We start from the raw sequence: 26,019 nt of genomic DNA on the forward strand, positions 1-26,019 counted from the left end.
CCGGACCAGGCCGTCTGACCGAGGAGACAGCACATGGGGTGGGTTCCGGCCGGCGACTACGAAGTCGCCCTCGACGGCGGGAAAGTGGTCTGCCGCAATGCGGCGGGTCGCCGGCTGAAGACGGTCCCGGGGAAACTCGCGGACGACCCGGCCGTGGTCGGACTGCGCCAGCTGGTGGAGTGGCTGGATCGGCACGAACGCCAATGCGTCGCCGACGTGGAGCGCTGGATGGTGCGCTCGCTGCCCGTCCCCGTCGCGGTCATCGTCCAGGTGTGGCAGGACACGGCCTGGCGCTCCGCGCTGTACGACCTCGTCGTCACGGGCGAGGACGGCGAAGTCGCCGGATTCCTGCGTGACGCCGACCCCGTCCGGGGCCTCGGCCTGGTCGACCTCGACGGCGACACGGTGCGCATCAGCCCCGAGCTGGTCCGCATCCCGCACCCTGTGCTGCTGGCGGACCTGGAAGAACTCCGCGAGTTCGCGGTCGAACTCACCGTGGACCAGCGGGTGCAGCAGCTCTTCCGCGAGGTCTGGCACCGCCCGGCGGACCTGGACCCGGAGACCGCCTCGGTCGACGACTACGCGGGCGGCGCCTTCAAGGAACTGCGGTTCCTGCACGGGCGCACCACCCAGCTCGGCTACCGGGCCCGCGGCGGCCAGGCGGTATGCCCGGTCGTCGAGGACGGCGCGACGGTCGAGGCGCGCATCTGGATAGGCGACTACGACAGCTACGAGCGGACCGAGACCGGCTCGCTGACCTGGACCGACGCCGCAGGCCGGGCACTGACCGCCGGACAGTTCGGCCCGGTCGCCTGGTCGGAAGGCATGCGCATGGCGGCGGCCCTGTACGCGGGACGCGACATCGATGACGAGGAGCAGGCGGCATGAACACCGACGACATCACCCGGGCCGCGGCCCTGCTGGACGCCGGGGCGATCCTGCGCGCCGGCACCGTCGCCCGTGACGACGCCGACACCCTCACCGCCCGCACCTACACCCACCCGGCCCTGGACGACCGGCGCGTGGTGCGCCTGGTGGAGGGCACCCTGGGCGAGGCCGAGGACCTGGCACTGGACTTCCTCGGACTCGCCCGCGAGCCCGACGCCCCCGAGGTGGGGCAGGTGCGCCGCGAGACACTGGGCTTCCCCGCCTGGGCGCTGGTCAACGATCCGGCCAACGGCCACCACGCGCTGGCCCTGGTCAAGGACATGGAACGGCTGGCCCGCCAGGCCAAGTCCCGGGCCGGCGCCGCCAAGGACGGCTTCGAGGCACTCGCCACCCGGCTCGGCCGCGCCGTACCGCACTTCCTGCCCACGTTCTACGAGCAGGCCGCGCGCGTCTTCCTCCAGCACGACAACAGCACATACGCCGCGACGCTCTTCGGGAAGGCGCGCGCCGCCGAGCGCGTCCACGGCCTGCCGGTCGACGAGGAGCGGCAGCGGGCCGTCTTCCTGGAGTTCGCCTTCGCCGGGGCGCTGACCGTCAAGGCGCTCAAGGACCACGCGCAGGACCTGTCGCGTCGCCTCGACCCGGCCGAGGCCTGGACGCAGTTCCGGCAACTCGCCGTCGAACGCTGCGGTGCGGGCATGGCGCCGTACGCCGCCCTGCCGCAGGACGCCCGCGCACTCGTCAAGGCCGCGGGCCTGGACCGGGAGACCGCCGAGAGTGGCTTCGTCGGCGACCTGATCGCCTCACCGAGCATCGTCCGGGCCCCAGCGTCGTTCTGGACCGCCTACCGCCCGACCCTGGTGGCGCTCGCCGCCGCACGACCGGAGATCCGCACCCGTCTGTTGGAGATCATGCCGACCGGCCTCGGCGACGACCGGAAGGCCGACGAGGCCTGGCTGTCGCTGCTCGCCGAAACGGGGGCGGACGCCCTGCTCACCGACGCGGAGAGCACGGACGGCGTCGACCCCGCGGACTGGCTCAGCCGCTGGGCCCTGCACCGCAAGCACGGCTCGTCGAGTTCGGAGCGCTGCCCGCGCACCCTCGCCCTCGTCGAGCGCATGGCCCCCCGGCTGCGCTCCGACGGCCGCCCCGTCGACCTCTTCCAGGGACGCTGGCACGCGGGCGCCGACCTGGACCTGCTCGACGCCTGCGTCGCCTGGGACATCCCCGTCACCGAACCGGCGGCGGGCGCCAACGTCCACCTCCCGCTGGAGCGCTGGATCGGCGACGACACCCCGGGCCGCCGCGACCTGACGGCCGTCGCCGGCCGTCCCCGCTTGCGCGGACTGCTGTACGACGCGCTGAACGGCATGAACGGCCATCGCTCGAAGGACTCCGTGCTCGCCGCGATCGCCGCCCACCCCGTCCTCGGCGCCGTGCTCCACGACTGGCTGCGCGATCGCGCCGCGGAACTCACCGGGGCGGCGGGACTGCCCGGTTCGCGAGCGGCGCTCCGGCGTCTGTCGTCCTTCCGCGCGGTCGCCGGCCAGGTCAACGCGGAGGCCATCGCCCGGATCGCCGCCCACGACCTGGCGCCGGTCCTCGGGGCCACCCTGCGCGCCGGCGTTCTGGACGAACTGGGCTGGCCCGCCCTGGAGGAGACCTACCGGCGGCTCGACACCGACCGGACCGACCAGCACCACTGGATGGTGGTCGCCGAGGCCTGGCCCGCCCTGGTCCTCGCCAACCGCCACACGGCCGTCGTGGTCGGCCCCGAAGGGGTGCTGCTCGAACACGAGCTGCGCCTGCCCGCCGACCTGGACCGCTGGCGGCGTCCCCGCCTCCGGTACACGGACGGCGAACTGCTGGTCATCTGGGCGGAGGACGGCAAGCAGCGCGCGTACTGGTCGAACCGCCCCGGCGAACCCTTCACCCTCGGCGGCGAGCAGCTGCCGCAGTGGTGGAACGGGCAGGACGTCGGCTCCCCTTCGCTGCCGCTGCCCGGCGGCGGCCGCGCCACCGGCGGCCGCACCCTGCACGCGGGCGACACCACCCTGCCGTCCACCCGCCCCGTGCTGGGCGACGGCACCGGACACTGGCGCCAGGGCAAGCAGGGCCGCGACCACTGCTGGGTCGAGTACGATCCGGCGGGCGGCACCCACGGGCGTGCTTCGCTGCCCGCCTTCCTGCAGTCGGGAATCCGCGACGACGCCCGCCTCGTGACCGAGGATTGCGAGGTCCTGCCGCTGTTCCCGGGCCTGGAAACCACGCCGTTCGGCACCGACGGCACCGTCCTGGGCCGCTGGGTGCGCACCGAGGGACAGGACCCCGACCGCCGCGTCACCTCCGGGACCCCCGACGGGCGGACCGTCACCCTGGCCGTCGCGCCGGGCCGCCGGGACCACCCCGTACCGCTGGGCGCCCTGCGGCTGCCGGGCGGAGCCGCGCCCCTCGCCGCCGTCGTCGGCGGCACCGTAGAGCTCTATCCGGCGGGCGCCGCCACCACCGACGCGCTGGGATCGGTCCCCCTGGGAGACCAGGGCGGCGAGTACGCCGCCGGCACCCGGTACGTCCCGCCGCCCGCGTTCTGGCACGCCCTGCGCCCGCGCGACGAGCGGGGCTCGGCCGCCCTGCGCGCGGTCACCGACGCGCAGATCGCGACCCTCCTCGACGCCGTCGCCACGGCACTGGCCGGGCGGAAGGCCGCGGTCGCCGCCGACGAGTCGTACAACGGCCCCTCCGCGGACGAGCTCATCGAGGCAGCCGTCGCCACGGCGCTCCCCGCGCTGACCGACGCCCGGCTGCTCACCGGCGTGAGCGTGCTCGTGCGGACGGCCGCCCGCCATCGCGCCGACATCGCCGCGTACGTAGCACCCCCGCGGGACGAACCGCACGGCGGGAAGCGGCACGGCGACGGGATGTACGCCGACCACAGGCCCGTCCACGGGGACGACACGACCCTGACCGCCGCCGCGGACGGGATCGCCGCGCCGGGCAGATACGGCTACTGGGGGCGCGAAGCGAAGTGGAGCGGCCTCCAGCAGATCCTCTCCGTCAACCAGGTCCTGTCCGGCAAGCCCGCCGACGGCAAGCCGCTGCCCGACCCCACCCCGTTGCCGGCACTCGGCGACGGCTGGACGAGCGAGACCCGCACCGTCCCCGGCATCGACCTGGGCTGGCTGCCGTTCCTGGACGCCCTGGGCCCCCTCGCCTACCGCGCCGCCGCCCCCACCACCACCGAAGAACACCGGGAGGCGCTGCTGCTCCTCCTGGAAGCGGTCGCCACCGGCCCGCTCGCCAACCCCGCGGGCGCCCTGCGACAGGTCCTGCTGTGCGAGGAGGACAGCGAGGACCAGGTCGGCAAGAAGCAGCGGATCGGCCAGGTGCTGCGCCGCGGCGACCGCACGGTGGTGATCCTCGGCCGGGAGCACACCCAGCGCAACGACCGCGTCCACTGGCTCGCCCTCGACCACGACCCGGAAGGGGCGTTCGGCCAGATCGGCGGCTTCACCCACCACGAGGACCAGCGGTACACCCCGGCCCTCCCGCACGAGCGCCTGCTCCCGCTGATCCGCCTCGTCCGCGAGCGCGGCGCCGCGCCGTGGCGGCCCGAGGCGCCCGTCGCACTCGACGCCGCCACCGGCATCGGGCCCGCACAGGCGGCCCTCCTCGTCGCGGCGGGGACCGGTGAACTCGACGCGGCAGGGCTGGCCCTGGTGGGCCTCAAGGCCCGGCAGGCCGAACGGGCCGACGCCAGGCTGAGCGCGCTCGGCGGCACCAACCGGCTGGCACTGCTGGACGCGCTGCTGCCCGCCGACCCCGCCGACCTGTGGGAGACCGGCCCCGACACCGCGGCGGCCGCCAAGACCTGGGCGGAGCGCCTGGGATCGCTGGTCCGGCTGCCGGAGGAGCTGGCAGACCTCCTGGCCGGCGTCTCCATCGCGTCGGCCGAAGCCGTCCTCAACCCCGGCACCACCGCGTGGCTCAGCCGCACCACCCCGATGCGGCTCGACAAGGACGGCCACCTCGTGGCGGAGGACCCGGCCGCGGTCCCGGGCCGCGGCCACCTCACCAGCGCCGTGGCCGCGCTCAGCGGGCTCGCCTACGGACTGCCGTACGGCCATCCGCTGCGCGCCCACCTGCCGGCCGGACTCGCCGCGCTACGCAGGCGCCTGGCCGACCCCGGCCTCATCCTCGACCTGGACGTGGAGTGGACCGAGAAGGGCACCGCGACCGCGGTCCCGCTGCGCACCGCGTACGGCCTGCCCGCGACGGGAGGGGCGGGAGCCGACGGCCTCACCCGGCTCGGGGACGCCCTCGTGCTGCGCCCCTGGTACGGCGACACCGAGATGACGTTGGTGCGTACGGCGGGGATCACCGACGCGGACGATCCCGTCCTCGGGCTGCTCGAAGGGCTGGTCGGCCCTGGCCGTGGCCACTCCCTGGCCGCCGTGCGGGCCCTGCTCGGCGACGACCTCGAACAGGCCGTCCTGGCCGGGTCGGTGCCCGGCGGCTTCACCGGCTACGCCCAGGACCCCGCCCGCTCGGTCCCGGAGCTGGTCGCCGAGGTGGCCGCGACCCACGGGCTGGGCGACGACGCGGCCGCGCTCTACCTGCAACTGCTCGCACTGCCCGACCCGACCGACCGCGACCGCGCCCGGTGGACCGGCTGGACGCCGGGCCGGTCGAAGAAGGCCAGGACCGAACTGGCCGCCACCGGCCTGGTCCTGGAGGCCAAGCGGTCCCGCGCGGGGCGGACCCTGTTCCTGCCCTGCGGCTGGCACGACTTCAAGGCCCCCGCCCTGCCGGTGGAGACCTGGAAGGAACCCCTCTACCCGCTCCGCGACCACGCCCGGGCCGTGCCGCAACTGCCGGTGCCCGCCCTGTTCGCCCGCGCATGGGGCCGTGTCAAGGACGGCGACGCCCCCGCCTTCGAAGAACTCACCACCCGTGCCACCCGGAAGGGCCGCCGCCGATGACCACCGACACCACCGTTCCCGCACCCCCGTCAGCACCCCCGTCCGCCCGGCAGGTCAGCCCGCCCGAGGACCGCCACGCCACCGAACTGGCCTTCCTCGCCGCCTACGACGACGGCCCCCGGCCGCCCGCCTGGCTGCTGAGCCCGCGCGCCGTCGTCACCTTCGTGATGGGCAGCGGAGGCGAGGCCCTGCGACTGCCCGAGGGCGCCGCGGCGCCCGACGGCGTCCCGCGCAAGCTGGTGATCGAGCAGAAGTTCGTCGGCGACCGCGCCCTGGTGGAACGCTGCGTCGTCACCCTCGCCGGAGAACGCGGGCTGCTGCTCGTCGGCGAGCCCGGCACCGCCAAGTCGATGCTCTCCGAGCTGCTGGCCGCCGCCGTGTGCGGCACCAGCGGCCTGGTGGTGCAGGGCACCGCCGGCACCACCGAGGACCAGCTCAAGTACGGCTGGAACTACGCGCTGCTCCTTGCCCAGGGCCCCACCCGGCAGGCCCTGGTGCCCTCCCCGGTCCTCACCGCCATGACCCGTGGCGCGGTGGCCCGCGTCGAGGAGATCACCCGCTGCCTGCCCGAGGTCCAGGACGCCCTGGTCTCACTCCTGTCCGAACGGCGCATCGCCGTCCCGGAACTGGCCGGCAGCGCCGACGCCCTCGCCCACGCCGCCCCCGGCTTCACCCTCATCGCGACCGCCAACCTCCGCGACAAGGGCGTCTCCGAGATGTCCGCGGCCCTCAAGCGCCGCTTCAACTTCGAGACCGTCGGCCCCATCGGCGACCTGGACGCCGAGACCGCCCTGGTACGCCGCCAGGCCCACGCGGCCGTCACCCGGGCCGGTGCCCCCTTCCAGGTGGACGACGCGATCCTCGAAGCCCTCGTTACCGCCTTCCGCGACCTGCGGGACGGGCGGTCGGCCGAAGGCTGGGAGGTCGAGCGCCCCTCCACGGTGATGAGCACCGCGGAGGCGGTGTCCGTGGCCGGTTCGCTGGCCCTGGCCGCCGCGTACTTCCCCGGCGACCGGGACGTGCTGTCCCTGCTCCCCGGCCACCTGCTGGGCGTGGTCCGCAAGGACGACCCGGCCGACGCCGCCCGGCTGCTGGGCTACTGGGACGGCGCGGTGCGCCGCCGCGCCGAGCAGGGTTCGGCGACCTGGCGCACCCTGTGGGACCTGCGCCCGGCCCTGGAGCGCTGACGCCATGACCGTTCCGTCCCCGGCCGCCACCACTGCGGAAGCCTCCACCGCCCCGTCCGACTCCACCGCCCCGGCCCTGACTCCGGACGAGGCGGTGGAGGCCCTGACCGACCCCACCGCCCCGTACCTCATCGGCGTGCGCCACCACGCGCCGTCGCTCGCCGCCGTCATGCCGGAACTACTGGACGCGGCGAAGCCCGAGGTGCTGCTCGTCGAGCTCCCCGCGGATCTGCAGGAGTGGCTGCCCTGGCTCGCCCACGCCGACACCCGGGCCCCCGTCGCCCTGGCCGCCGTCCCCGCCACCTCCGGTGGGGGCGGCGCCGGGCGCGGGCCCGCCTTCTACCCGTTCGCCGATTTCTCTCCCGAACTCGTGGCCCTGCGCTGGGCCGCCCTCCACAGCATCCCCGTGATCGCCTGCGACCTTCCGCTGTCCGACCCGGCCCGGCACGAGCCCCGGCGCCCGGCCGGGGCGGGCCACGAAGAACCCGGGCTGCGCGAGGCGCTCACCGCCCGCCTCACCGGCCGTCCCGGCGAGGACCTGTGGGACCGCCTGGTGGAAACCGCCGCCCCCGGCTCCCCGCCCGAAGCGCTGCGCCGTGCCGCGCTGCTCACGGGCTGGGCACTGCGACACGACGCCGAACGGGCCGGGGCGGTGGCCGAGTCGGACCTGGCCCGCGAGCGCTGGATGCGCGCCCGGATCGACGAGGCCACGGCCGCCGGGCGCCGGGCCGCCGTGGTCGTGGGCGCCTTCCACACCCCGGCGCTGCTGTGCCCCGGGCCCGGCCCGGTGCCGCCCGGGGACGCGCTCCCCAGCGGTCCGGCCTGGACTGTTTCCCTCATCCCGTACACCTATCCGCTGCTGGACGAGCGGTCCGGCTACCCGGCCGGCATCCGCGACCCCGAATGGCAGCACCTCGTCCTGGAGGCGGCGGGCCGTCCGGCCGCCATCGACGAGGCACTGCTCACCACGGCCGTACGGATCTGCGGCGAACTGCGCGCGCAGGACCACCCCTCGGGGCCCGCCGATGCCCGCGAGATCGTCCGGCTGGCGGGCGACCTCGCCCGGCTGCGCGGCCTGCCCGCGCCCGGCCGCGGCGAACTCATCGAGGCAGTGCAGACCGTACTGACCCAGGGCGAACCGCTCGGCCGCGGGCGCGCAGTCGCCCGAGCGCTGGAACGAGTCCTGGTCGGCACCCGCTCCGGCCGACCCGCGCCCGCCGCCCCGCGCAGCGGTCTGGCACCGGCCGTGGAGGACGAGGTCGCGGCGCTGGGCCTGCCCGGCCCCGGCGACACCGGGCCCGCCGCCCGCGATCTGCGGCTCGATCCCTTGCGCTCGGACCTCGACCGCCGCCGCGAACTCCTGCTGCGCCGGCTGACGGTCTGCGGCATCCCCTACGCCACGTCGACGCCCGTCACGGGCACCGGCGCCGGCGAGGCCGTGACCACCCGGTGGCAGGTGCGCTGGACCCCGGCCACCGCCGCCATGCTCACCGCCGCCGGAATCCGCGGCGTCACCCCGGCCCAGGCCGCCGAAGGCCTGCTGCGCGAACGGCGCCGCGCCGAACAGGACGACGGAGGTCCTACCGCCGCCCAGAGCATCGACGGCCTCGCGGAGGCCGCCTCCTGCGGACTGCCCGCGCTGGCCGACGAACGGCTCACGGAACTGGGCGAGGCCGTCCCGGCCACCGGCACGCTGCCCCAACTGCTGTCCGCCCTCGGCCTGCTGGACCGCATCCGGGCCGGCCACATCGCCGGACTGGGTTCGGACCCGGCCCGCGCCGCGCGGTCGGCGGCGGCAGGCGAACTGCTCACCTCGGCCGCCGTCCGCCAGGTCGACGGCCTCACCGGCTCCGACGACCCCGACGACGCCCGGGCACTGCTCGAACTCGCCCACCGCGCGGACGTCTTCGGCGGGATCCGGCTCACCGACGCCCTCACCCGGCTGGCCGCCGATGGCTCGCCGCTGATGTCCGCCGCGGCCGGAGCCGTCCGCGTCCTGCTCGGCCACGAGGACGCCCACGCCTTCGGCACCCGTACCGCATCCTGGGTGGACGCGGCCACCGACGCCGCCACCCGGACCGCGCTGACCGCCCGCCTCACCGGCCTGCTCACCGCGGCCGCCCCGCTCCTGGAGACCATGGCCCCCGTCCTCGACCCGGTGCTGGACCGGGTCACCGACCTCGGCGACACCGCCTTCCTGGACCGCCTGCCCGCGCTGCGCGGCGGCTTCGACACCCTCAGCCCCGCCTCCCGCGACCGGCTGCTCACAGCGGTGGAGGACCGGCTCGGCGACGCGGCCGGCCTGGTCACCGACACGGACGGCGTCGACCCGGCCGCGCTGGCGCTGTGGACCCGCGCCGACCTCGCCGCCCGCGAGACCCTGGCCGGGCTGGGCCTCCTGCCCCCCGCCCTCCCGGCGGGTCCCGACGTCTGCGGACCGTCCGCGACGCCGCCTCAAGACGGCGATCACCGCCCCGGCGAACCGACACCAGCCTCCCTGGCGGAGCCCACGCCCCCGGATCCGGCCGGTACGCCACCGCACGCCCCCGGCCGGCCCCCGGTCCCGGACGTCGCTGCGCCCGGCGGCATCGCCGACGGCGAGGCCGCGCAGCGGGCCGGCCTGCCGCCGGCGGCGTTCCCGGCGGCGCGCGCCGCATCCGGGGGAGCGGCCGGGGAAGCCGTACCCGTGCGGGACCGCGTCCTGGCCCCCGCCGACCGCTGGCGGCTGGTGCTCGGCCGTCGCACCGACCAACTGCCCGCATCGGCAGCACCGTTGGCCACCGCGCTGGACGAGCTGTACGGCAACGGCTGCGGCGAGGGCTCCCGCGGCGATCTCGGCTCGGGCAACCGCGGCGGCCGCCAGGCGTCCTACCCCGGCGTCCGCGAATGGTCCGAGGAACTGTCCGCCCTCTTCGGGCCCGGCATCCGAGAGGAGGTCCTCGCCGCGGCCGCCGCGGCCGGCCGCCGCGACGTCCTGGGCGAACTCGACCCCGCCGGCGTCCGCCCCTCCGTCGACCTCCTGCGCACGGTCCTCCAGCACGCGGGCGGCCTCCCCGAGGCCCGGCTCGGCGCACTCCGCCCCCTGGTCCGCCGGCTCGTCGACGAGCTCACCCGGCAGCTGGCCACCCGGCTGCGCCCCGCCCTGACCGGCATGACGCTGCCCCGCCCGAGCCGACGCCCCGGCGGACAGCTCGACCTGGCCCGCACCTTGCGGGCCAACCTCGCCACCGCGCGCCGGACCCCCGACGGCAGCGTCCAGGTCATCCCCGAGCACCCGGTGTTCCGCTCTCGAGCCCGGCGCGCCGCCGACTGGCGGCTGATCCTGGTCACCGACGTCTCCGGCTCCATGGAGGCCTCCACCATCTGGTCGGCCCTCACCGCCGCCGTCCTGGCCGGGGTGCCCACCGTCTCCACCCACTTCCTCGCCTTCTCCACCGAGGTCATCGACCTCACCGACCACGTGCACGACCCGCTGTCCCTGCTGCTGGAGGTACGGGTCGGCGGCGGCACCCACATCGCCGCCGGGCTGCGCCACGCCCGGACTCTGGTGACCGTGCCGTCCCGCACCCTGGTCGTCGTGATCAGCGACTTCGAGGAGGGCTATCCGGTCGGTGGGCTCCTCTCCGAGGTGCGCACCCTCGCCGGAGCCGGGTGCCATGTACTCGGCTGCGCGAGCCTGGACGACGCCGGCCGCCCCCGGTACTCGACTGGCGTCGCCGGGCAGCTCGTCGCCGCAGGGATGCCGGTAGCAGCCCTCAGCCCGCTCGAACTCGCCCGCTGGGTAGGGGAGAAGATCGCATGAGCCAGCACAGCCGACACCTGCCCGCCGTCGCGCCCGCCGTGACCGCCGAGATCGTCGGCGCGCTCTCGCCCAGGCTGCGCAAGCGGCTCGACGCCGCCATCACCAAGATCGCCGACCGGCCCGTCACCCGCGACGGCGACACCGTACGGATCGTGGTCGACGACGAGACCGGCCTGGAACTCCACGCCCCCGCCGGGTTGGTGGCCACGGCGGACGCGATCCGCTGCGGCTGCCTGCTCGCCCCGGGCTGCCTCCACCGGGCGGCAATCGCGTCCGCCGCGCCGGTGGCCGACCCCGTGGCCGAGCCGTCCTCCGACGCGGACGCCGGGCAATTGTCCTCCGGCGAGGACGCCGGATCCCCGGAGCCGCCGGAGGCCGAGGAGAGCGCGGCCACCCCGGAGCAGCGTGCCGCGGCCGGCCACCTGTGGGCCGCGGGCGCCGCCGTGCTCGACACGGGCATCGCAGGCGCCGGAGCCGTCCTGCAGTCCGAACTGCTGCGGGCGGCCCACACCGCCAAGCTGGGCGGCATGCCCCGCCCGGCCGCGGCCGCCGTCTCCGTCGTCACCGCGCTGCGCTCCGCCCGCTCCGCCGACCCCGCCCACCGCCTCGCCGACCTCACGGCAGCCGTCCGCGAACTGCTCGGCACCGCCCACCGGCTGCCCGACGCCACCGGCCCCGAACTGGCCGCCCTGCGCGGCACCGCCCGACAGACCTACGTACCGGACGGATCCCTGCGCCTGTACGGCCTGTTCACCGAACCCCTGATCACCGCCGGCGGCTACGCGGGCGCCACCACCTGGACCGCCGCCGCCGACGGCCGCCTCTACACCGTCTCGGACATCGCCCCGGGCGGCCCCGGCCGTGCCACGGCGGCAGCCGGGCGCACCGTACGCCTGGGCGATACCGCGCTCACCCACCGCCAGTTGTCCCACGCCGGGCTCGCCCTGTCGGGGGCCACCGTCTCGCCCACCGGCCGCCTCGGCGCGGACGCCGGGGTCAAGGCGGTCCAGGCGGCGGGCGCGGCCTGGACGGACGAACCCATTGCCGTCCTGTGGGCCCCGCCGGCCGCCGGACAGGCCGCGCGCGCCCTGCACTCCGAGGCTCCCGGCGGCGACCTGCTCTTCCTCGACGTGACGATCCTGGGCCCCGCCCGCGAGACCGGCGGCGACTGCCTCCTCGCCACGTGCGACGACCTGACGCTCCGCCTCACCGCGGCCCACGACCATCCCGCGCTGGCGTACCGCGACAACCTCCGGATGCTGGCAACCCTGCCCGGCACGCGCCTGCGCGTCGTCGGTCGCCTCGTCCCGGACTCCCGGCCCACCCTCCAGCTCCTGGCGGCCGCTCATCCGGCGGATCCCGCCCGGCGGGTCGACCTGGGCCTGGACCGGCTGCAACGCGCCGACCTCCCCTCCGCCCCGCCGCCCTCCGTCGCACAGGTCCCCACCGGCCGGGGGGCGGACCCGGCCCCGCTCCACCTCCTGCGTCGCCGCCTCGAACAGGCCGTCGCCGCCGGACGCCCCTTCCTGGCCGTCCCCGGATCGCTGTCGGCCGACGCCGGGCACCTGCGCCGCTCGGCCCTCTCCACCGCCGCCGAGCTTCTGGCCGAACTGCAACGCACCGCAACCCGGCGCGGCCGCGACCCCTTCGGCCGCCTGCTCCCCGCCGACCCGACCGACTTCGCCCGCGCCTGGCTGGGTGCGGCCCTGTACGCCGAGGCGGCCGAGACCTCACTGTGTGCGGCGGCGTGGCAGCCGGACCGGTGAGGGCCGGGACGGCGGCGGTGGCGGGCGTGCATGATCCAGGCCGGCGTCCGCTCGACGACCCATCGGCAGGGCTGGACGCGGTGGCTGGGCGGGTGGAGCCGATCCCTTCTTGAGGCAGCCTCGTGCTGCGCGGCCTTCAGGGAGCTCGCTTCAGCTGGTGGGGAGGCGGCATGTGAGACCTTCGGCGTGTGTGCAGGTCCTGGCGGCGGTCCGGGGATCTTGCGCGGATCCCGGCTCCGCCGAAGAATCGGATCTTCTTCCGGCTCGGTGTACCGGCCTTGGGTGGGCCTACCGAGTGCAGCCGGTGGCAGCGGGGTTTGAGGGAGCGCAGTTGCCGGGGTTGTTCTTTGCGATGGTGGTGTGGTTGAGGGTGACGTTTCCGCCTTCGTTGTGGAGGCCGGCGGGGGCGTGGGCCGCGGTATTGCTTGTGACACGGGAGTCGTTGAGCGTTGCGTCGCCCAGGTTGTGAATGCCGGCGCCGGTTCCTAGCGTGACTGCGTTCCTGTCGATGACGGTGTTGCGGGTATTGAGCGTTCCAAAGTTGTAGATGCCGCCACCGGAGAAGCTTGCGGTGTTGCCACGGATGGTGGTGAGGGTGTTGATGGTGAGCGTGCCGAAGTTGGCGATGCCCCCGCCGGTCCTGGCGTCGTTGCTGCGGATCTGGCTGTCGGCGATGGTCGCGGAGGAACTGTTGTTGTGGATGGCGCCGCCCAGGCCTTTTGTTTCGTTGCCGGTGAGGATGCTCGCGGTCAGGGCGAAGGGTGCAGAGATGCTGCTGTGCGCGATGGCTCCGCCGTTACCACCGCTGACGGGTCCGGTGGAGTTGAAGGTGAACACACTGAGGTCCACGCGTGTGGTACCGCTGCTCAGGATGGCACCGCCGTGGCCGGCTTCGGTGTTGTTGCTCTTGAAGTAGGAACCTACGACGCGGAGGGTTCCATTGCTGTTGTTGATGGCGCCGCCTCCGTTGCTGGAGGCGTTGCGGGTGAGACGGGTGTTGGTAAGGGAAGCAACGGTGCCGAATCCCAGCTGGATGGCCCCGCCCTGGGCGCCTGCTCCGACTTTGGCGTTGGTGAGGGCAACGTCTCGGAGCGTCAGGTTCGCGCCGGTGGCAGGGGGGAGGCTGAAGAAGCGGAATTCGTTGTCGGTGTTGGCGTCTCGGGTGATGGTGGCGTTGCGTCCGTTGATGGTGATGGGGCTGGTGATCTGGGGGAGCGCAGCCCGGCCGGGGCCGGCGAACTGCTCGGTGTAGGTGTAGGTGCAGTCGCGGGCGAGGCTGAGGGTGTCGGAGGTGGTGGGGGTGCTGTTGGCGGTGGTGACGGCCTGGATGAGGGCAGCGGGGGAGCAGGCGACGTTGATGGTGGCGGCGTGTGCGGGGGTGGCGACCAGGCCGCCGAAAGTGAGTGCGAACGCGGGCGCGGCGAGCAGGGTGGCGGCCTGGCGGGGGCGGCGCAGTGGCCTCATTGTCTGACTCCTTCTTGGGGGAGGCGCCGGGGGGCGATCCGATCACTGTTTACATCAGCTCAACATCTATCTTTTTCGGGACACACCGGGCGTGTGTTGTGGGTTGCTTCGACCTGCCCTCCACCCTCAACCCTGCTCGGACCTGCTGCCGCCAGAGGTGCGCGAGTAACTGATCCGCCCGCTGATCGCCACGGTGGAACCCTGCGTGAACGGGTGCGGCGGTGGCATCAGCTGGGCGTCGGTCAGGACGGGATGGCTGTCCCTGTTCCTGCTGCGCAGCGCTGTTGATCACGACTGTCACGGGTCGACCGGGCTGCTGCGCCGGCAGGTGTCAATCGCGAAGGTGGCTGGCTGTCATGGGCGCGCCTGCTTACACCTTGTACTTGCGGCCTGGCCGTTCGTAAGCCGTACGGCTGCGCTGAGGCGTCCTGCCCGCAGCCCGCTCGCCGAGCGCGGCCGCACGAGCCGCCTGGATGGTGGCGCCCGCTGACCGGGCATCGGCTGGAGTGCCTGCCGGAATTGGCTGGCAGGTGCATGACGAGTTGGTGGGGTACGGGGCTACTTTCTTAGGGCTCCGGAGGGGCGGCTGTCCGAACGCGCGGCCACAGGCGGGCGGTGGCGGCGTCTCCAGTGCCCCGGCTCCACAGAGGGGCCGGGTCCCCCCACCCCCCCCACGCATGAAGGAAGACGACCATGTCTCTGGGCACCTGGCTGAAAGTCGGCACATCCGCCGCCGCAATGGTTCTCGCGGCGGCAACCGCCGCAACCGCGGCACCCGCGCCCATACCGGACGCCTCCGCAGCGGTAGTGACGCTCCGTTATGACGACAGCCGGGCCGGCGGCTGGGAAGCGGCCATCACGGCCGGGGTCGCTTCCTGGAACGCGAACGTCAGTAACGTTCGCCTGGTGGAGGCCGCGCCCGGGGTCCGGGCCGAGATCGTCATCGTGGCCACCACCGGCTGGCCGCAGGCCACCCTCGGTCCGGTCCGTCCTGGTCGCCAGGCGCGAGTCGAACTCGGCGCGCAGGCCGTGAGCCAGGGGTACGACAAGACGCGCATCGCTGCGCACGAGCTGGGCCACAGCCTGGGCCTCCCGGACACCAAGCCGGGGCCGTGCTCGCAGCTGATGTCCGGGTCCAGCGCCGGGACGGCCTGCACCAACGCCGTGCCCAACACGACGGAGCGGTCCCGCGTGCAGAACGCGTACGCGAACGGGCTCGCGGCAACCGTGCCGACCGACGGCCGGGTACTCATCGACGCCCCCTGACCGGCGGATCGGCGACTGGGCCGGTGCGGAAGTCTGGCCGGGAGGGGATTCCCCCGGGAACGGGGACCGTCGCTGGTGTCGTCGGGCATGCACGACTTCGCACGTACTGACTCCGTAGCGGAGACGGTGTTGTGTGCGTGGGGGTAGTCATCAGCAAGCCCTGCGTGGTGCTGGATCTATGGAGGCGAAGAGCCCGCGTCCCAAGCTGGCCTCCGTAAAGCGACGCCCGCCACTGCGAGTGCTGGGCGGCGCTATCCGACAGTCGGCGCTGCGGTCGTTTTGCGGAGAACGCCTATCTTGTCGATGCGGTGCTCGGGATTGCCCTGGGCATCGCTCCAGAAGTTGCCTTCGGCATGGTCTTCCGGGGTGGCGCAGGTCGAGATCGTGATCATGGCCTGGGTCGGGGCCACACCCGGCTTTCCGGGGACCGCGGCGCGCTGCTCGCTCAGCGAGCGTTCCGACCGGAAGGACGTCTTGCGGCTCGCGGTGATCTCGTACGTGTACACCACATCGCCCACGGTCACGAGCACCGAGTCGCCCTTCGCCACGGCGGGCAGGTCGCGCAGCGGGCCGCCCGCCGACAGGCGGTGCGCGGTGACCAGGAAATTGCCCACCTGGCCGGGCCCGACTCCGCCACGCTTCCCGTACGGGCTGGCCGCCACACCCGTGTCCTGGATACGGGTGCCGGGCGCATCGTCGGTGGTGCCCTCGTACGGCTTCACGCGCAGCCCGGTTATGCCCACCGAGGGTATGGACAGGACGGAGGTCTCGGCCTGCACGGCGGTAACCGGTGGCTCGGACGGCCGCGCGGCGGTGGCGGCCGGGGCCGAAGCGGGTGCCGCTGCCGTCATTGGCTGTGCGGGAGCCGCCGCGCCGGCGGCGGCCTGATTGGTGCCGCAAGCCGCCATCAGGACGACCATGGCGCCGGCCGCCGCGGCGGATGCGGCTCGGGACGGGAAATGCAGGGACATGGGCGTTTCCGTACTGGTCGGCGGGGTCGTCGGGGCGGGGCGCGAGCCGGTTTGCCCGCCAGAGTGACATACGGAGCAAGAGGTTCATAAGGGCCGGGCCTGTGACCTTCGCCCTCCCGGCGACGGGGCGGGACGGGTGCGGTGGTGACGGGGCAGGACGTGGTGACGGTCAAGACGCGGTGACTGTGAGGACGCCGATCTTGTCGATGCGGTGTTCGGGGTTGATCTGTGCGGCCCGCGGCGCTGGGGGAGCCGGACACAGCGGCGCGCTGCGCGGCCATGGAGGACTGGGAGCGGAAGGAGGCCGTCCGGGTCGGTGGTCGTGTACTTGTACGTCACATCGCCGGAGGTCGCGACAACGGATGCCCCCGTCGGCCAGTGAGGGCAGTGCCCACAGTGGCCCGCCCGCCACGATGCGGTGTCCAGCGACTGGTGGTTGTGTTCATGCGTCCACGGTCCCAGGGGTCTTGGGGTCGTGAACGGGATTCGTGCTGGAAGCCACTCGGGCGTGGGCGTGGCAGTGCGCTTCCCCTGCGCGGGTCTTTCGGTGTTCTGCTGTGGGATCGGCAATTGCGGGAGGTTGGTGTGTCCGTAGCCGGGTGAGCGCGGGTTGTCGGCGGCAGGGTGGAGGGTCCGGACGTGTGGCGGGCGGCGTCGGTGCGGGGCTCGGGGGCGGGGCGGGTCCCGGGCAGGGGGAAAGGGGCAGTGCCGCCGGCTCGGCGGCGCGCTGTCCCGGCCGGGCGGGGCTCGGGTGTTTGTGGTCGGCCGCCGAGGTGGCCGGGGAGGCCTTCGCGGCCGGGGCGGGGGCGGGGGTGGATGGTGACGCACCCTGAGGCAGCGAGGAGAGCGGCGAGGAGCAGAGGAAGGGGCAGCGGCGCATGCCGCCACCGTGCCGTACATGGGCCGCAGACCGGCCGAGGCGGCCCTCTGCGCCCCTCGGATGGATGACGTGGCGGCCCTCCTGTCGGACTGTGTCGCGCCGGGCGGGGTGGCCTTGTTCACGAGTCTCACCTACGAAGCCAGCCACCGCGTCCGCGTCCGGGCTCGGTGATCGAATGCGGGTCCCGCAGTAACCCCGCCACACCTTCCCCGGCCTCCGCGCCACCTTCCGCACGTACAGCCCCGCTTGACCTACCTGGAGTGCTGAGATGGACACCGACCCCGAGATGCACATGTACGACTGCCCGGGAACCCTCCGCGGCGGACGCGGCTGCGAGGAGTGCAAGGGCTGGGAGGGCCGCCGTTTCAGGGACATCCGAGCCGAGCTCGCGGAAACCCGCGGCCGTTCCCGTCCCACGGCCGGCCCCCGGCACGCCGGAGCCGGCCCGCTCCCTCCATCACGCCGACCACCGCGAGCGCCTCACCTACGAGGGCGGCATCTGGACGTGCCACAGCCCGGACGGCTACGACCGGGAGCCTGCCAAGGTGGCTGACCTGGAGGACGGCATCAGCGACTGGTGGTGACCTGGGCGCCCACCCTCGGCTTGTCGGATGAGTCTGGTGAGGCTGCCGATGCGGCCGGCGGTGCGTTGGTGGAGGTAGGTCGCGTGGCGGGGGAGGGTTCCGGGCCGGTGGTGGTGGAGGTCGAGGGCGTTTTCGAGGTCGGTGATGACGTCGGTGAAGGGGTGTTTGTTGCCGAGGCGGGCGGGGAGAGGCCCGCACTCGATGAGTGAGGCCCTGTCTGCGAGTTGTGCGCCGCGGACGCCGTTGAAGAGTGGAGTGTTCGTGACGTCGATGCCGGCGTGGACGAATGTCGCTTGTATGCGTTCGGTGAGGTCCTTGATCAGGTCGGCGGTCTCGGCGCCGGTGGTGGTGCGGGGGTTGACGCGGTGGATTTCGTCGCTGAGGACAAGGCGGACTCCGATCTGGTTGTAGGTCTGGCAGACGCTCTCGGTGCTCTGGGTCTGGATTCGGGCCGTGGTCGGGATGCCGAGGTAGCGGGCGAACTCCGTGGCGAGCATCTTGGCGGTCGCTCTGGGCGGGACCAGGACGTACGCGACGGGCATCCGGACGTCCCCCGGCTTGCGTGGTGGCGCCGTGGCCGACGACCGCGTTCTTGATGGCCCTGGTCGACCAGCGCTTGGTGATCGTGTCGGTGTCTGCGGTCACCTTGTCCAGCAGGGCGATGCCCGCGGCGTTCTCGTGCGCGGAGGCCGCCGGCACCACCACCGAGATCACCAGTCCAGCCCGTCCACCGCGAGTCCGCGCTTGCGACCCGGCACCTTCTCCGCCGTGTCCCGGCCGGTCGTGTCCGCCGGCACCCCGGCCGCCGCGTGCACGGACTGGGCGGTCCGTACGGGCACGCAGGAAGTCGGAAGGAGTTGTTCGGTGTTCGACTCGCCGCCTGGGGCGGGCTCGCGGACGGTCGCCGGCTCAGGCGGCAACGGTTCGATGAGCGACCACAGTTCATCCGACTCGATTCACGGCCGCGACTGACGTTTCCCCACGGCCAGACCAACGACCATCCGAACCGAAAGTCACATGATCAACAGCTTCTGTTAGGACCTCTTACAGGCCTCAGGGCGCTGCCCGGCGCAGGGACAGGGCGAAGGCGCAGCTGGTGACGGTGAGGATGATGATCGGTGGCGGGGGCAGGAAGAGTGTGGATATCGCCAGGCCGGCGAGTGAAGTGGCGAGGAGTGTCCATCCGAAGGCGGTGCGCCGTTCGATCAAGGCCGGGGAGTGGTGGGCGGCGAACAGGGCGAGGAGTGCGCAGGACATGACGAACAGGGCCATGACGGAACTCATGCCATGGACGACTTCGAGGGTGGTGCGTTCCAGACCCAGCAGCGTCATTCTCGCTGCCCGCATGGCTGCCGACGAGGCTTCTTGCTGCGGGGTCGGATTGGCCCAAGCTGCGGCAGCGGCAAGGGCTAGGTGTCCCGTACCCAGGAGCAAGAAGCCTGCGGTCCCCACCTTGAAGGGTCGCAGCGGCTCGGGCTTTTGTCTGAGGACTGAGGGGGCGGTCGCGCTCATGATGCCTCCTGGAGGATGGTTCGGATCATCCTCTACATATGTAGAGGGTGTGGCTGAGCTGTACTCTACATCTGTAGAGGTAGCCGGGTGTGGGGAGGTCCGCATCGGCCACCCCGCGGCGCTCAGTTCACGAACACCCGCCTGGGGAGCCGTCCGTTCCTTCTGCTGACATTGAAGCTGTGTTGTCGTAGGGGCTGACGATCGGTGATCGTCGCGGTATGCCGGGTGCATGAGGTATCCGCAGGGTTTGACCGCGGAGAGGCGGGCCTTCCACGGGCGGATCCGGATGGAGGCAGCGGTGATGTTCGCTGCCGGGCGGGCCAGTACGGACATCGCGAAGGAGGTACGGGTCAGCGTCCGGTCGCTCCAGTGGTGGTGGCAGGCCTGGAAGGCGGCCGGCCTGATCGGGGTTCGGTCCCGCGGCCCGGCGCCAAGCCCAATTGGAGCGACGCACTGTTCGTCGTGCTTGAGGAAGAGCTGGGCAAGGGACCGATCGTGCATGGCTCGCCGGACCAGAGATGGACGCTGGAGTCATCAGGTTCCGTCCCGTCGTGCCATCGAGCGCGACGAGGCAGAGGTGGCTGGCTGGGTGGAGGGGGTGCGGCCGCGGGTGGGGAAAGCGCGGCGCCGAAGCTCCGGCAGGGCGACGTGCTGGGTGGATGCGTCGCGCCAGCCCGCCCAGACAGCCTGATCCCCGTCGCGCGTGACCGTCATGTACAGGGCACCGCAGCACCCTCCGCCCCGCACTGGTTCCAGGCGAGATAAGCCTTGTGGGGCGTCGCGGTGGCATGTCGGCGGGCTCGCTGTCGAGGACCTGTTCGCACATCCACTGTTGCACCGCGGTGAGTTGGTTTTACCCGTGCCGGACGGAGGCGGGGCCCACCGGCCAAGGTCCTCGCCTGGCGTACGACCTCGTCCGCCCGTGCTCGGCAGCTTCGCCGCCATCCGGGCGCAGCCGGAGGAAGTGGAAGCAGCGGGCCACACCGGGCACCAGGAGGCGTCGATCTCCTCCGTGTGCTCGTGTCGCTGCCGGGTCATCGGCCCCCTCGGGGAATGGGGGCCGGTTACCGGAGCAGCTCCCACAGTTGCTGGACGCACAGCACCACGAACAACAGGGCGGCGGCCCCCAGCATTGCGTTGCTTAGGAGGCCGTTGCGCCAGTGGGACGGTGTGCGTGAGGAGTTGAGGAGCCACAGCAGCGTCAGGGCCAGGAAGGGCATGAAGAGCGCGCCGATCACTCCGTACACGATGATGAGCCCGAAGGGCTGGTCCAGGAAGAGCAGGCTGATGGGCGGGAAGGTGAGCCAGAGCAGATAGGCCCGGAAGGGCAGGGACTTCGCCGGGCTCGTACCGGTCCGGGCGAGGGACGGCCGGAACTTCGTGGCGAAGTCGGTGAACATCAGACTCACTCCGTGCCATACGCCGATCAGCGAGGTGAAGGATGTTGCGAAGAACCCGACCAGGAACAGCTTGGCGGTCGCCTGTCCGTAGTGTTCCTCCAGGACGGCGCTCAGGTCGAGCAGGCCTTTGTCTCCTTTCGCCAGCGCCACGCCGGACGAGTGCAGCAGTTCGGCCCCGACGATGAGCATGGCCACGACGAAGACGCCGGTAGTGAGGTAGGCGACGCGGTTGTCGAGCCGCATCACCTTGATCCAACTCGTGTTCGTCCAGCCCTTCGCGTTGACCCAGTAGCCGTACGCGGCGAGCGTGATCGTGCCGCCCACACCGCCGATCAGGCCGAGCGTGTAGACCAGCGAACCGTCCGGCAGGACGGGGACCAGGCCGGCGAAGGCGGCGTCGAGGCGGGGTGTGACGCGGATCGCGAGATAGACGGTGATCAGGAACATTACGCCGACGAGGACCGTCATGACCTTTTCGAAGACGGCGTACTGGTTGAACCAGACGAAGACCAGCCCGGCCAGACCACACAGCACGGCCCAGAGTTTCAGGTCCATGGTGTCCGGGAAGAGCGCGGCCAGCGGGAGCGCGCTGGAGGACATCGCGGCGGCCCCGTAGACGAAGCCCCAGACGACGACGTACCCCGCGAAATAGACGGTGGTCCACGAGCCGAGGCTGCGCCAGCCGTCGAAGAGGGTGCGCCCGGTGGCGAGATGCCAGCGGCCGGCCGCCTCGGCGAGCGAGATTTTGACAAGGCAACCGACGACCGCGGCCCACAGCAGGGTGTAGCCGAACTTGCTGCCCGCGATGAGCGTGGCAACGAGGTCGCCGGCCCCGACACCGGTCGCCGCTACTACGATTCCGGGGCCGATGGATCGCCAACTCGCTTTGCGTGGAGTGTGGTTCTCGCTCCCCATGGTGTTGGCCTGGGTGGTGTCTGCCATTGTGGCCGCCTTCCCGTTCGCCCCGTGAGTGACGGGAGTCACAAGAACGGTTTGGTGGCGGTCGCGCAAGAGGGCCCTCTACGCAGAGGGCTCCGCACGATCGGAACGGGCTCGCCGCTGTGGCGCCCAGTTGGCTGGCGGTACTGCTGCGACACGGAGCGGACGGCGATACATGACCGCGCAGATCCTGATGCGTTGCTCGGACACTTACTCCATGGCGGGTGAATCATGACAACCCCGCGGCCGGGCTCGGCGCCGTCGGAGTTGCTCTGGGCGCTATTCATGATCTTCAGGGTCTTGGCCCGGGTCGTCTGCCAGACCGGTGAAGGTCCAGGACGTGAAGGAGCCCGTCGGAGTCCAGGGCGGCTACCCGGTGCATGTCTGCGGATCGCCGACTTCCTCGGCGTCCCCGACGCCGTGTCCGTCGCCTCCGGCACCGCAGCCCTCCACACCGCCCTGCTCGCCGCCGACATCGGACCCGGCCCGCCGGGCCGCGTTGATCATGGACGGGGTTGGCGGAATTTTTAGAGTCTTCCTTCGCTGGAAACTGGCGAAATCACCTAACTGGCAGCCCAGTGGCCGTGGAGATCCTCGCCGACGCCGGCTATCAGGGCCTGGGCGCCCAGACTGGCGGCCGCGTGGTGACACCACCGCACCGCAAGTTCAAGAAGAACCCGCCGGACTGGTACGAGGAGATCTATGAGCGCCAGCGCAAGGCGCACTCTTCACGCAGGATCCGGGTCGAGCACGGCATCGCACACCTCAAGAACTGGCGAGCCCTGGCCCGCCACCACGGCCGACGCGAGCACCTGAGCGACACGATCCAAGCCGTCGCGAGCCTGCTCTCACACCAGCAGACCGACACCCGCGGCGGCCGTCAGCGACAGTGACCACCTGGCCGGCCGGCACCTTTCGACGCGTCACTGCCAACCATGCACGAGCTCGTTAGGTGAAGTCCAGCGCCTGGGTGGCGTTGTGCATGGCTCCGGACCACAGGCGTACGTCGTTGATCTTCTCGGGCAGATAGTTGCCCCAGGCGAAGCCGCCGTTCGCCCCCTTCGCGAGGCCCTTGCCGACCGCGAACGTCGTGCTGTCATTCGCGCTGGCGTAGTAGTCGTCCATGTCGGAGACGTAGCTGCCGTCGATGTACAGCTTCAGCGGGTTGTCCTGAGCGTCATGGACGACAGTGACTTGCACAGACGTGTCAAGTTCTGCTTCCTTGCTCATTGCCCAGGTGGTGCTGCCGTCGGAATCTAGGCGGCCGAAGTACCAATAACCGATCACGGAAACCACGTTCGTATGGTCCGCGACGCGATGCTCGACTCCCCGGCCTGGCCCGACATGGCCGCCGCCATGGACCGCCTCCACGATCAGGGCGTGGACGTGACCCGGCTCCTCACCGATGCGCACGCTGCGGGGGTCGGCGCCGACCAGGCGGTGGCCGCCGTCCTCGCCGCGACTCCTACCGCACCGTCCGCCGGCGTACCCGCAGCCGCCGACCGGCACCGTCACCGGCCGCGGTCCCGGCCGCGCTCCGCCGCAGCCTCCTCGTGGGCTCTTGCCCCTGGCCCCTCCCGGCCGCCCGGATGCAGCAGCTCGGCGGCGGCAGGACCGTCCTTCTGGGCTGCGGCATAGGGGGATCGGTGTGGATCCGGCGGGTGCCGGATCCACACGAGGGGTGCGGGATGGATGGTCAGGCTCGGACGAGCTGAATTTCGAGGAGGAGGTCGAGTTTGTCGGAGAGGAGGAGTTTCTCGCCGCCTACGAGGATGTTGAATTCCAGGCCCCAGTCTGTGCGGTTGATCGTGGCTTTCGCGCTGAAGCCGGCCCGGGTGCCGCCCCGGGGGTCCTCGCCTACGCCGTTGAACTCGATGTGGAGGCTGACGGTGCGGCTGACGTCCTTGATGGTCAGCTCGCCGTCGAGGAAGTACTCGCCGTCTTCGTCGCGGACAGTGGTGGAGGCGAAGGTCAGTACCGGGTACTTGTCGGTGTCCAGGAATTCGGCACCTCGTACGTGGGCGTCCCTGTGGTCGTTGCGGGTGGCGATGGAGGCCGCCTCCATTACGGCGCTCACTTTGAGGTCGCCGAGCTCGCTGCCGACGTCCAGTACGCCGCTGAAGGCAGTGAAGTGGCCGCGCACCTTGGTCATCAGGTGCCGGATGACGAAGGTGACCTCGCTGTGCGTGGGGTCGACGTTCCACAGGCCAGGGGTCAGCCCGGGGGCCGCGGTCAAGACGTTCAAAGGGTGCTCCCATGTTGGTGTGCGCTGCCGTGCCACGGTCGGGCGGAAATCCGGGTCGTGTCCCACAGGGTGATCGGCTCAAGTGGTGGCAGGGGACATGGGATCAGCCGAAGCTGGGACACTGCTCGAGGTCCGGTAGGAGGCCGCAGACCGAGTACGTGCCTCACAACCCTTCACCAGCCAGATGGTCGCTGACCCTGCGAACTCGCCGCGGGGAGGAGGGAGGCGAGGTGGGAGCGTTCCGTACCCGACAAGGCGCCACCTCAATGTCGGCGGCCCAAGTGCTGGGCCCTCGGCCTGAGGCGCAACCGGGGCCCGCACGGCCGTGGTCAGCAGACCTTCGGGCGCCCGACAGCTTTGGGCCGCCAGACGCCGAGCTCCAGGGCCACCGTGAGGAACTCACCCTCCACACGGACGACGACGTCGGATCTCCGGTCCCTGCGGCGAACTCCTCGGCTCGGACCTCGTCGAGCAGGAAGCCGAAGTGCTCGATCACCACGGGATGATCCCTGACGTTGCCGTCCGCATCCACCTCGCTGTTCGCCCGGTCCGCCGCCGGGCAGAGCACCGACACGAACACGTCGAGGTGATCCGCCCCGAGAAGCGCTTCGGCTCCGCGGACGACCATGCCGGATGGCTCCGTCGGGGCCTGCCGGGTTGTTGGCGCGGATCCGCTGGCCGTCGCCGAGGGGATTCATTGTGACCTGGGGAGGACTTGATGACCACCGCGGACCAGACGGTCGCGTCCATGGACCAGGGCGAGCGCGACCGCCTGGAGGCGGAAGGGCCGGGACCGCGGAGAAGGCCCACGGCGGGCGGTCGCCTTTCTGCCCCGGAGCTTCCTGATGTCCGTGGTCGTGTTCGTCGGCTGGTCCCGTGTGGAGCTGGAGGACCGCACCCTCGCGCAGGTACTCGGGGGCGGCGCCGCCGTGGGCGGGTACGTCCTGGCGGGCACCTTCGTGCTGATCCGCCAGCCCCGGTCACGGCACCGGCCCCACGGCAGGCGGACTGTCAGTGGCGTGGGTCACAGTGGGAGGGTGAGGTGAATCTGATGAAGCACGCGATCCAGGCAGAAGGTCTGACCAAGCGGTTCAAGGAAACACGCGCGCTTGCCGGGGTAGATCTCCAAGTTCCCGCCGGGACCGTGTGCGGGCTGCTGGGTCCCAACGGCGCGGGCAAGACGACGGCGGTCCGCATCTTCGCCACCCTCCTGCACCCGGACGGCGGGCGGGCGGAGGTCGGCGGGTACGACGTCGTACGGGAGGCTGGGCGGGTCCGTTCCCTGATCGGCCTCACGGGTCAGTACGCCGCCGTCGACGAGAATCTGACCGGGACCGAGAACCTGCTGCTGATCGGGCGGCTGCTGGACATGCCACGCGCGGTCGCCCGCGCCCGGGCGGCCGAGTTGCTCGATCGCTTCCACCTGACCGACGCGGCGGGGCGCGCCGCCAAGGCGTACTCGGGAGGCATGCGCAGACGTCTCGACCTCGCGGCGAGCCTGGTCGGCCGGCCGCGGATCCTCTTCCTCGACGAGCCGACCACGGGACTCGATCCGCACAGCCGCGGCGAGGTGTGGGACATGCTGCGCGTCCTCGTCGCGGAGGGCATGACCACCCTGCTGACCACCCAATATCTCGATGAGGCAGACCGTCTCGCCGACAACGTCGTCGTAGTCGACAAGGGCACGGTGATCGCGGACGGCACGCCCGACGAGCTGAAGGCGCAGGTGGGCGGACAGGTGCTGCAATTGCGCCCCACCCGCCCGGCCGATCTTGGCGTGGCTCACGCGCTGATCACCGAGGTGGCGGGGCCGCAGACCAAGATCGAGGGCGACGGGATCACCGCGCCCGTCAACGACCCGGCGCTCATGCCGAGTGTCGTCCGCCGACTGGACCAGGCCGGCATCGAGGTCGGCGAGCTCACCCTGCGGCGCTCGTCCCTCGACGAGGTGTTCATGGTCCTGACCGGACACCGCGCCGAGGCTGGCGGCCCCCGGGGCGAAGCCGATGCAGATGCAGATGCAGATGCCGGTGCGGTGGCATCCCGGCGGGTGAACGCGGGGAGTCTCAATGACGAAGTCAAGCCGCTTGCGTGACCGGTGGGGCGGGGGTGAAGGCCCGGTTGTCACGCAGAAGT

General features: G+C 72.3%; 17 protein-coding genes and 1 pseudogene. 10 read left to right on the forward strand and 8 right to left on the reverse strand.

Annotated features, from left to right (window positions below; genetic code table 11):
* Nucleotides 1-33: 33 nt before the first annotated feature.
* Genes MTF69_RS22635 through MTF69_RS22655 form a run of 5 tightly spaced genes read left to right on the forward strand, consistent with a single transcriptional unit; the run spans nucleotide 34 to nucleotide 12,622 of the window.
* A complete protein-coding gene (locus MTF69_RS22635; protein ID WP_243337038.1) occupies nucleotides 34-888 on the forward strand; it encodes a DUF4132 domain-containing protein in 855 nt (284 codons plus the stop codon).
* A complete protein-coding gene (locus MTF69_RS22640) occupies nucleotides 885-5,867 on the forward strand; it encodes a hypothetical protein (protein ID WP_243337039.1) in 4,983 nt (1,660 codons plus the stop codon). The genes MTF69_RS22635 and MTF69_RS22640 overlap by 4 nt, the downstream gene beginning before the upstream one ends.
* Nucleotides 5,864-7,054: an AAA family ATPase gene (locus MTF69_RS22645; protein ID WP_243337040.1), complete on the forward strand. Its 1,191-nt coding sequence runs from the start codon at nucleotides 5,864-5,866 to the stop codon at nucleotides 7,052-7,054. The genes MTF69_RS22640 and MTF69_RS22645 overlap by 4 nt, the downstream gene beginning before the upstream one ends.
* 4 nt (nucleotides 7,055-7,058) lie before the next feature.
* The gene (locus MTF69_RS22650) at nucleotides 7,059-10,856 is read left to right on the forward strand and encodes a DUF5682 family protein (RefSeq protein ID WP_243337042.1); all 3,798 of its coding nucleotides are present in this window, start codon (nucleotides 7,059-7,061) and stop codon (nucleotides 10,854-10,856) included.
* Complete coding sequence (locus MTF69_RS22655) at nucleotides 10,853-12,622, forward strand: hypothetical protein (RefSeq protein ID WP_243337044.1); 1,770 nt, start codon at nucleotides 10,853-10,855, stop codon at nucleotides 12,620-12,622. Before MTF69_RS22650 ends, MTF69_RS22655 begins: the two co-directional genes overlap by 4 nt.
* A 288-nt stretch (nucleotides 12,623-12,910) precedes the next feature.
* Here MTF69_RS22655 and MTF69_RS22660 read toward each other — a convergent pair whose 3' ends face one another.
* The gene (locus tag MTF69_RS22660) at nucleotides 12,911-14,086 is read right to left on the reverse strand and encodes a hypothetical protein (protein WP_243337045.1); all 1,176 of its coding nucleotides are present in this window, start codon (nucleotides 14,084-14,086) and stop codon (nucleotides 12,911-12,913) included.
* A 693-nt stretch (nucleotides 14,087-14,779) separates the two neighbouring features.
* Between MTF69_RS22660 and MTF69_RS22665 the strand changes: the two genes are divergently transcribed.
* Nucleotides 14,780-15,352: a snapalysin family zinc-dependent metalloprotease gene (locus MTF69_RS22665; RefSeq protein ID WP_243337046.1), complete on the forward strand. Its 573-nt coding sequence runs from the start codon at nucleotides 14,780-14,782 to the stop codon at nucleotides 15,350-15,352.
* Between the two features lie 251 nt (nucleotides 15,353-15,603).
* On the opposite strand, the gene MTF69_RS22670 is transcribed toward MTF69_RS22665, so the two are convergent.
* The 5 genes and pseudogenes from MTF69_RS22670 to MTF69_RS22690 all read right to left on the reverse strand — a co-directional run bounded on the left by MTF69_RS22670 (nucleotide 15,604) and on the right by MTF69_RS22690 (nucleotide 21,641).
* Entirely contained in the window at nucleotides 15,604-16,323 is a 720-nt protein-coding gene (locus MTF69_RS22670; RefSeq protein ID WP_243337047.1) for a class E sortase, read from the reverse strand.
* Between the two features lie 1,481 nt (nucleotides 16,324-17,804).
* Nucleotides 17,805-18,341 (reverse strand): annotated as a pseudogene (locus MTF69_RS22675) (TniB family NTP-binding protein); the annotation flags it as partial.
* A gap of 156 nt (nucleotides 18,342-18,497) precedes the next feature.
* Nucleotides 18,498-18,626 carry a hypothetical protein gene (locus MTF69_RS43775; RefSeq protein WP_374323562.1) on the reverse strand — a complete coding sequence of 43 codons (129 nt, stop codon included), beginning with the start codon at nucleotides 18,624-18,626 and terminating at the stop codon, nucleotides 18,498-18,500.
* Nucleotides 18,627-18,840: 214 nt separating this feature from the next.
* Nucleotides 18,841-19,134, reverse strand: coding sequence for a hypothetical protein (locus tag MTF69_RS22685; protein ID WP_243337048.1), 294 nt, complete (start codon nucleotides 19,132-19,134; stop codon nucleotides 18,841-18,843).
* 1,229 nt (nucleotides 19,135-20,363) lie between these two features.
* A complete protein-coding gene (locus tag MTF69_RS22690; RefSeq protein WP_243337049.1) occupies nucleotides 20,364-21,641 on the reverse strand; it encodes an Nramp family divalent metal transporter in 1,278 nt (425 codons plus the stop codon).
* Between the two features lie 282 nt (nucleotides 21,642-21,923).
* Here MTF69_RS22690 and MTF69_RS22695 point away from each other — a divergent pair, with 282 nt between their 5' ends.
* Together MTF69_RS22695 and MTF69_RS22700 are read left to right on the forward strand one after the other, a co-directional pair.
* On the forward strand, nucleotides 21,924-22,169 hold the full coding sequence (locus tag MTF69_RS22695) for a DegT/DnrJ/EryC1/StrS family aminotransferase (RefSeq protein ID WP_243337067.1): 246 nt from the start codon (nucleotides 21,924-21,926) through the stop codon (nucleotides 22,167-22,169).
* A 53-nt stretch (nucleotides 22,170-22,222) separates the two neighbouring features.
* Nucleotides 22,223-22,531: a transposase family protein gene (locus tag MTF69_RS22700; protein WP_243337050.1), complete on the forward strand. Its 309-nt coding sequence runs from the start codon at nucleotides 22,223-22,225 to the stop codon at nucleotides 22,529-22,531.
* A gap of 55 nt (nucleotides 22,532-22,586) precedes the next feature.
* Here MTF69_RS22700 and MTF69_RS22705 read toward each other — a convergent pair whose 3' ends face one another.
* Together MTF69_RS22705 and MTF69_RS22710 are read right to left on the reverse strand one after the other, a co-directional pair.
* Nucleotides 22,587-23,153 carry a hypothetical protein gene (locus tag MTF69_RS22705; protein ID WP_243337051.1) on the reverse strand — a complete coding sequence of 189 codons (567 nt, stop codon included), beginning with the start codon at nucleotides 23,151-23,153 and terminating at the stop codon, nucleotides 22,587-22,589.
* Between the two features lie 181 nt (nucleotides 23,154-23,334).
* A complete protein-coding gene (locus MTF69_RS22710) occupies nucleotides 23,335-23,883 on the reverse strand; it encodes a YceI family protein (protein ID WP_243337053.1) in 549 nt (182 codons plus the stop codon).
* Between the two features lie 845 nt (nucleotides 23,884-24,728).
* Between MTF69_RS22710 and MTF69_RS22715 the strand changes: the two genes are divergently transcribed.
* A complete protein-coding gene (locus tag MTF69_RS22715) occupies nucleotides 24,729-24,929 on the forward strand; it encodes a hypothetical protein (RefSeq protein ID WP_243337055.1) in 201 nt (66 codons plus the stop codon).
* Between the two features lie 5 nt (nucleotides 24,930-24,934).
* On the forward strand, nucleotides 24,935-25,978 hold the full coding sequence (locus MTF69_RS22720; RefSeq protein ID WP_243337057.1) for an ATP-binding cassette domain-containing protein: 1,044 nt from the start codon (nucleotides 24,935-24,937) through the stop codon (nucleotides 25,976-25,978).
* Nucleotides 25,979-26,019: the final 41 nt, after the last annotated feature.

This window comes from Streptomyces sp. AP-93, from assembly GCF_022808175.1.
Taxonomy (GTDB): Bacteria; Actinomycetota; Actinomycetes; order Streptomycetales; family Streptomycetaceae; genus Streptomyces.

Coding starts and splice junctions, on each gene's coding strand:
- MTF69_RS22635 (WP_243337038.1), top strand. CDS start 34: ATGGGGTGGGTTCCGGCCGGCGACTACGAAGTCGCCCTCGACGGCGGG.
- MTF69_RS22640 (WP_243337039.1), top strand. CDS start 885: ATGAACACCGACGACATCACCCGGGCCGCGGCCCTGCTGGACGCCGGG.
- MTF69_RS22645 (WP_243337040.1), top strand. CDS start 5,864: ATGACCACCGACACCACCGTTCCCGCACCCCCGTCAGCACCCCCGTCC.
- MTF69_RS22650 (WP_243337042.1), top strand. CDS start 7,059: ATGACCGTTCCGTCCCCGGCCGCCACCACTGCGGAAGCCTCCACCGCC.
- MTF69_RS22655 (WP_243337044.1), top strand. CDS start 10,853: ATGAGCCAGCACAGCCGACACCTGCCCGCCGTCGCGCCCGCCGTGACC.
- MTF69_RS22660 (WP_243337045.1), bottom strand. CDS start 14,086: ATGAGGCCACTGCGCCGCCCCCGCCAGGCCGCCACCCTGCTCGCCGCG.
- MTF69_RS22665 (WP_243337046.1), top strand. CDS start 14,780: ATGTCTCTGGGCACCTGGCTGAAAGTCGGCACATCCGCCGCCGCAATG.
- MTF69_RS22670 (WP_243337047.1), bottom strand. CDS start 16,323: ATGTCCCTGCATTTCCCGTCCCGAGCCGCATCCGCCGCGGCGGCCGGC.
- MTF69_RS22685 (WP_243337048.1), bottom strand. CDS start 19,134: ATGCGGGCAGCGAGAATGACGCTGCTGGGTCTGGAACGCACCACCCTC.
- MTF69_RS22690 (WP_243337049.1), bottom strand. CDS start 21,641: ATGGCAGACACCACCCAGGCCAACACCATGGGGAGCGAGAACCACACT.
- MTF69_RS22695 (WP_243337067.1), top strand. CDS start 21,924: ATGATCTTCAGGGTCTTGGCCCGGGTCGTCTGCCAGACCGGTGAAGGT.
- MTF69_RS22715 (WP_243337055.1), top strand. CDS start 24,729: ATGTCCGTGGTCGTGTTCGTCGGCTGGTCCCGTGTGGAGCTGGAGGAC.
- MTF69_RS22720 (WP_243337057.1), top strand. CDS start 24,935: ATGAAGCACGCGATCCAGGCAGAAGGTCTGACCAAGCGGTTCAAGGAA.